The 5,446-nt window shown below is 44.8% G+C and carries 6 protein-coding genes; 3 read left to right on the top strand and 3 right to left on the bottom strand.

The features are described 5' to 3' along the window. Positions 1 to 225: 225 nt before the first annotated feature. Both NCCP2222_RS10915 and NCCP2222_RS10910 read left to right on the top strand, forming a co-directional pair. Positions 226 to 567, top strand: a complete 342-nt coding sequence (locus NCCP2222_RS10915; protein WP_248512297.1) for a hypothetical protein — start codon at positions 226 to 228, stop codon at positions 565 to 567. Positions 568 to 638: 71 nt separating this feature from the next. After that, a complete protein-coding gene (locus tag NCCP2222_RS10910; RefSeq protein WP_248512296.1) occupies positions 639 to 1,100 on the top strand; it encodes a DinB family protein in 462 nt (153 codons plus the stop codon). 264 nt (positions 1,101 to 1,364) lie between these two features. Here the strand turns inward: NCCP2222_RS10910 and NCCP2222_RS10905 are convergent, their stop codons facing one another. Continuing rightward, the gene (locus NCCP2222_RS10905) at positions 1,365 to 1,541 is read right to left on the bottom strand and encodes a hypothetical protein (RefSeq protein WP_248512295.1); all 177 of its coding nucleotides are present in this window, start codon (positions 1,539 to 1,541) and stop codon (positions 1,365 to 1,367) included. A gap of 257 nt (positions 1,542 to 1,798) precedes the next feature. On the opposite strand from NCCP2222_RS10905, the gene NCCP2222_RS10900 reads away from it, so the two are divergent. Beyond that, complete coding sequence (locus NCCP2222_RS10900) at positions 1,799 to 3,649, top strand: mechanosensitive ion channel (RefSeq protein WP_248512549.1); 1,851 nt, start codon at positions 1,799 to 1,801, stop codon at positions 3,647 to 3,649. Between the two features lie 47 nt (positions 3,650 to 3,696). Here NCCP2222_RS10900 and NCCP2222_RS10895 read toward each other — a convergent pair whose 3' ends face one another. Then, positions 3,697 to 4,329: a response regulator gene (locus tag NCCP2222_RS10895; protein WP_248512293.1), complete on the bottom strand. Its 633-nt coding sequence runs from the start codon at positions 4,327 to 4,329 to the stop codon at positions 3,697 to 3,699. Next, entirely contained in the window at positions 4,304 to 5,356 is a 1,053-nt protein-coding gene (locus NCCP2222_RS10890) for a sensor histidine kinase (protein WP_248512292.1), read from the bottom strand. Before NCCP2222_RS10890 ends, NCCP2222_RS10895 begins: the two co-directional genes overlap by 26 nt. Between the last annotated feature and the right edge of the window lie 90 nt (positions 5,357 to 5,446).

The raw sequence follows: 5,446 nt of genomic DNA, 5'->3' as shown, positions 1-5,446 counted from the left end.
GGTTTTCCAAATATAAGTGACTCCGATGCCTTGCTCGATCCAAAGCAAAAGAAGCATGCTTAATAACGGAAACAGAATGCCAAATCCTTTTTTCATGAAACACCTCGTCGTCTTTATGAATTCAGACGTAAAAAAAAGTAACAAGTTTCCGAAAACAGGTTTAGTGAGAAACAAAAGAGGGAAAAGAAGAAAACTACTGCTTGAGGGGAAAAGGAGGAATCCGTAATGACAATCAAAGATGGTACGTACCCAAATAAAAAGGACATTGAACCGAAGATTTTATACCATGGAAAAAAACCGACAACCTACGATGAACTGCCATTATCTGATCCGGCCGACTCCAATTGGACGAAGGAATTCCGAAAAAACGCCGAAGACAAAACAGGGAAAGACAGTCCTTCTGCATACAGTGAAAACAAAAAAGGCGGAAATCCCAATTACCATGTATTAAAACCTGGGGAACGCTTCCCATATGGAGATCAGGAAGAATACAATCGAGAATTTAATCATAAAGCCCATGAAAAATGGAATGAACATAAAAAGAAACCGGCGGACCAAAACGCTTGAACGGCATCCTCATTAGGAATTGCCGTTTTTTAATGGAATGGATTAAACTGAAAAGGAAGGGAGAGAGATAAATGAGCACACTGTCACAATTGGAATTTGCCCGCAACTACACCTTAGGGCGTCTGGAGAAGGTGGAAGCAGCAGCTTGGGACGACCAGCCGGAAGGATTTAACAATACCATTCGCTGGAATGCCGGGCATATCTATTCGTCCATGGAGTATTTCATCACCTTAGTTTGCCCCGAATATACGGCTCACCATCCAGAATGGGGCACATTCTTCGGCACAGGAACCCGCCCGGGCGAGTGGAGCGGGAATCCACCTAGCCAAGAGGAACTGCTTGAGGCATTGAAAGAACAGCCTGGCAGAATTCGTGCTGCGCTGGAAGGAAAGCTGGATGTCCCAGCAGCCAAACCTATTACAATTGGTGCGCTGTCCATGGAAACTGTCGGAGAAACTGTGGAATTTATCGTCTGGCATGAAGGTTTACATGCAGGAGTTATTGATGCATTAAGCCGGATTACTAAAAAATAATAATAATTTTCACGGTTGCCCGGTGCGCGGATTCTGCTGCCGGGCATTTTTTAGTTCCTCTTTATTTTCCTTTTCGTCACCGAACCTGTGATGAGCACTGAGAAAAAAATAATGAAGAAAGTACCTAAAAAAGTTACGATTCGATTGTTTGTTACACTAATCAGAATTGAAACGAATAGCATGGCTAAAATGGATGCAAAAAGTATACGTTTAAAATGGCTCATTTTCTACCCCGCCTCAACTTGATAAATTAAATAGACCTTTTCATTCCTCACTACTTTTCCTCTCGAAATTGGTGGAAAACGCAGTCATCATAACGATAAAAACAGGCAATAAACTCCATAAGAAGAAACCCCATTGTTGCAAGACAAGTGATAATGTTAAAAAGAAAGCAAGTGTTACAATGGAAATGTAAACAGTACGTTTTTTATATTTACTCACTTCGCATCCTCCTTCCTCAATAATTATATTTAACAATTTTACAGAATTGAAAGACATTAATTATATTATATGAAAACCCTCAAATTTATTCCACTGAAAACCAGAATTTGGTTTCTGTTTGTATTAAAACGAGTCAGGAAAACGTACTCCCTATCACCGGTTTCCAGTTTCCAAGATAAATAGGTTTAGTCATCTCCATTTATAGGAATAGTCCAAGTAGATTATTCAAAGGAATGGAGGACAATCGATTGAATGATATGTACAGGGATTTCTATTTTACTAGCATGTTGAGATGGCTTCCTGAATTAATTATGGGGCTCATTGTACTTCTTGTTGGCTTTTTCATAGCAAAAGCAGTGGAAAACGCAGTTTATAAACGAATGAAGAAGTCCCGTCTGAACGAGAGGCTAGATGTCAAGGATTCCAAGTGGAACATGGAAAAGATCATTAGCAAGGTTATCTTTTTCATCATTTTGCTGCTCGCCTTCCTTCTGTTCTTTAATATTATGAATGCGTCCATGATCGCCACTCCATTCATGACGATGTATTCAGGCATTGGCGGTGCTGTTTTAAGCATTTTGAAAGCAGGTTTGATCCTATTATTGGCCTGGGTTCTTGCACTCGTCGTCAAGAAAGTCATCTTGGCTGCAGGAACAAAGCTGAATTTGAACAAGTATGTGAGTAAAGCAGGCGGTTCACCGGAAGATGTCAACAAGACCAAATGGGTGGAGACGGCTGCTAATATTGCCTTCTATCTTATCTTGCTCATGTTCATCCCGGCTGTGCTGCATGCACTTGGATTAAGCGGTATTAGCGGACCATTTGAAGGTATGCTGACGAGCATTATGAACTTCCTTCCTAAGCTGGTCGGAGCTACACTCATTTTCCTAGTTGGATGGCTTGTAGCAAAAATTGTTCGTACGCTCGTGACGAAGCTGCTTGAGTCGGTCGGTGTAGACAAAGTCGCACACAAACTGAAACTGTCTTCTTATGTAAAAGGGACAAGTGTTTCTGCCGTAATTGGCACAATCGTGTTTATTCTTATTATGATTCCAGTGACAATCTCCGCGCTGGAAGTGCTTGATCTGGAAGGAATCTCTCAACCGGCTATTGCCATGTTGAATGATATTTTGACAATGATTCCGAAAATCGCGGTCGCCGTGTTCCTTGTACTCGTCGGAATTATCCTGGCCCGCTGGATTAAAGGCATTGTCGTCGTACTATTGGACAACCTCGGTATCAATTCACTCTTTGGTAAAATGGGTGTCCGGACGACGGGCACGACCGTTCCGTCTCTCTCTCAAATTATCGGAACGATTGTCCAAATCGTTGTTATTCTGCTATTTGTTGTCGAAGCATTGCAAATTCTGAAGTTGAAGTTCATGGTGACGCTGGCGACTGGTATTTTTGCTTACTTGCCGATGGTCATCGCTGCGCTTGTCATTTTGGCAGTCGGCTTCTGGCTTGCGAATCTTGCGGAGAAATTCGTCGGCAGCATTATGACGACCAAAGCAGGTGCACCTCATGTTCTTCGTTATGTCGCAAAGTATGCTATTCTTGCTTTTGCTTTCTTCATGGCACTTAGCCAATTGGGCATTGCGCCAGCTATTATTAATGCGGCGTTCATCCTCATTTTGGGCGGTGTTGCCTTGGCATTCGGTCTCGCATTTGGCCTAGGTGGAAGAGAACATGCATCTCGTTATTTATCGAAAATGGAGACAAGCCTGCAACAAGCTGATGTTTCCAAAGAGAAGTGGGAGCAGGAGAAACGTGAGATGAAGAGCCAGGCGAAGCAAAACGTCGACCGTGCACAACAAGCGGTGGATGAAACAGCTCAACAAAGTCGTAGCCGCATGGCACGCAATCACGGCTCTCATGACTATCCGAATGCGCAGGATTTTGAACCGAATCATGGCATCACACAATCGGATGAGCTTCCTTTATCCGACCCAGCGGATGCTGATAGGACGAATCCGATCAATCCTGCCGATCCGACTCAGTTTAATCAAACCAATCCGGACGGTTTTAATACGACGAATCCAGGTGAAGAATATCCTTTTGATCCAAATCGCGGGGAAGATCCGGAAAATCCTCCGTATCGACCGTAAACGAAAAAACTGCATTCATGCCAAACGAGGCGTGAGTGCAGGTTTTTTTATTTTACAAGTTCATGTTTGAATGCGTAAATGACCGCCTGGGTCCGGTCTTGCACTTCGAGTTTGGAGAGCAAGTTGCTGACGTGGGTTTTCACAGTTTTCAAAGCGATGAATAGTTCATCCGCAATGTCCTGATTCGTTTTGCCTTGCGCTAGTAGAAGCAGGATTTCCATTTCCCGCTCTGTCAGCTCGTCATGCAGCCGTCTTTCGTTTCCTGAGCGCATTTTTTGCATCATTTTTGTTGTTACTTCGGGCTCCAGTACGGTTTGGCCTTTTAACGTATCGCGGATGGCTTCTGCAATCCGTTTGGCGTTGGATGTCTTCAATATGTAACTGATGGCACCGGCCTCCAGGGCAGGGTAGACCTTATCATCATCCAAAAAACTCGTGACAATGACAATTTTCGCTTCCGGCCATTGCTTGATGATAGCAGCGGTGGCTTCGGCGCCATTCATTTCGGGCATGACCATGTCCATTAAGATAATATCCGGACGCAATTCCAGTGCTTTTTCGGCTGCTTCTCGGCCATTTGCCGCTTCTCCGACCACTTCCATGTCGGGTTGTGTCTGTAAATACGCCGATACGCCGATGCGCACCATTTCGTGGTCATCCACTAATAGAATCCGTATCATTCCGTTCTTCTCCTTTCCGAGCTGGCAGTTTTACTTCAACAATCGTACCTTGGGAAGGGACCGATACAATTTTACATGTGCCGCCAACTTCGATGGCACGCTCCTTCACATTTTGCAGTCCATAGGAGCCGCCTTTTCCGTCTTCGTTCTCCTTGAAGCCCACTCCATTGTCCTGAACCCGGAAGATGACGAGGCCATCCCGCTGGACGAAAAGCACATCCACTTCAGTTGCCTGGGCATGCCGGAGCGTATTGGACAGCGTTTCCTGGGCGATGCGGAACAGATGGTCCTCTGCACCTTTGGAAAGGGAAACTTCTTCCAGGCGAAAACGAATGTCAAAGGTGACTTTCTCTTTTAATTCAAGCAATAAATCCTCTAATCCTTCTTTCAATGATTTATTGTTTAATGCAGCGGGGCGCAAGTGAAGCAGAAGGGCCCGCATTTCCAATTGAGCCTGCTGCACCATCCGTTCGACTTGAAGGAGCGGCTTTTGCTTCGGATTGTCTGGGTCTCCTTGCTCCGTAATGGCAGAGAGTAGCATAGATGCAGCAAATAGTTGCTGTGAAACAGAATCATGAAGCTCGCGAGCCAATCGCTGCCGTTCCTGGACAATCCGCTCTTGAATCAGTTTATCTTGCGCTTCGGCCCGTTCATCGGTGATGCGCTGTAAGCTTTTCCGCTGCGTTACAAGGACGTTGGAAATATCCTCGAGCGTTCGGTCGATTCGCGGGGAGAACCGTTTTTTTGCTTTGACGATGTCTTCGCTGTCCACGACATCCCTTAAGCGTTTTTCAATCGCTTTCTCTTTGGCTTTCGCAATAGAACCCATCCAAAAGGAAAGATAGCCGCTAAGCAATATACAGCTTGCCAAAATCCAAATGCCCAAGGGCACTTCTGAATAGGTCGCTTCCACAAAAATCCGCCAGCCATCCTTTAAAGGCAAGCCGAGGAACAGATAAAAATAGGCGACCGTGATGGTAATGAACAGCAGGATGAGATACAAACTGCGTCCGATAAAAGCTGTCATTTGCGTATCACCTCGATATCACCAATCCAAGTCGTAACGGAAATGATCAGTTCAGCCGCATCGCCGCGTTCCATTTCATATCCATCCTGG

This window comes from Sporosarcina sp. NCCP-2222 (assembly GCF_023168145.1).
In the GTDB taxonomy this organism is placed as follows: domain Bacteria; phylum Bacillota; class Bacilli; order Bacillales_A; family Planococcaceae; genus Sporosarcina.
Note: the sequence above shows the minus strand (reverse complement) of the source record. Positions and strands in the feature narration are given on the sequence as shown.

Coding starts and splice junctions, on each gene's coding strand:
- NCCP2222_RS10915 (WP_248512297.1), top strand. CDS start 226: ATGACAATCAAAGATGGTACGTACCCAAATAAAAAGGACATTGAACCG.
- NCCP2222_RS10890 (WP_248512292.1), bottom strand. CDS start 5,356: ATGACAGCTTTTATCGGACGCAGTTTGTATCTCATCCTGCTGTTCATT.
- NCCP2222_RS10910 (WP_248512296.1), top strand. CDS start 639: ATGAGCACACTGTCACAATTGGAATTTGCCCGCAACTACACCTTAGGG.
- NCCP2222_RS10900 (WP_248512549.1), top strand. CDS start 1,799: ATGTACAGGGATTTCTATTTTACTAGCATGTTGAGATGGCTTCCTGAA.
- NCCP2222_RS10895 (WP_248512293.1), bottom strand. CDS start 4,329: ATGATACGGATTCTATTAGTGGATGACCACGAAATGGTGCGCATCGGC.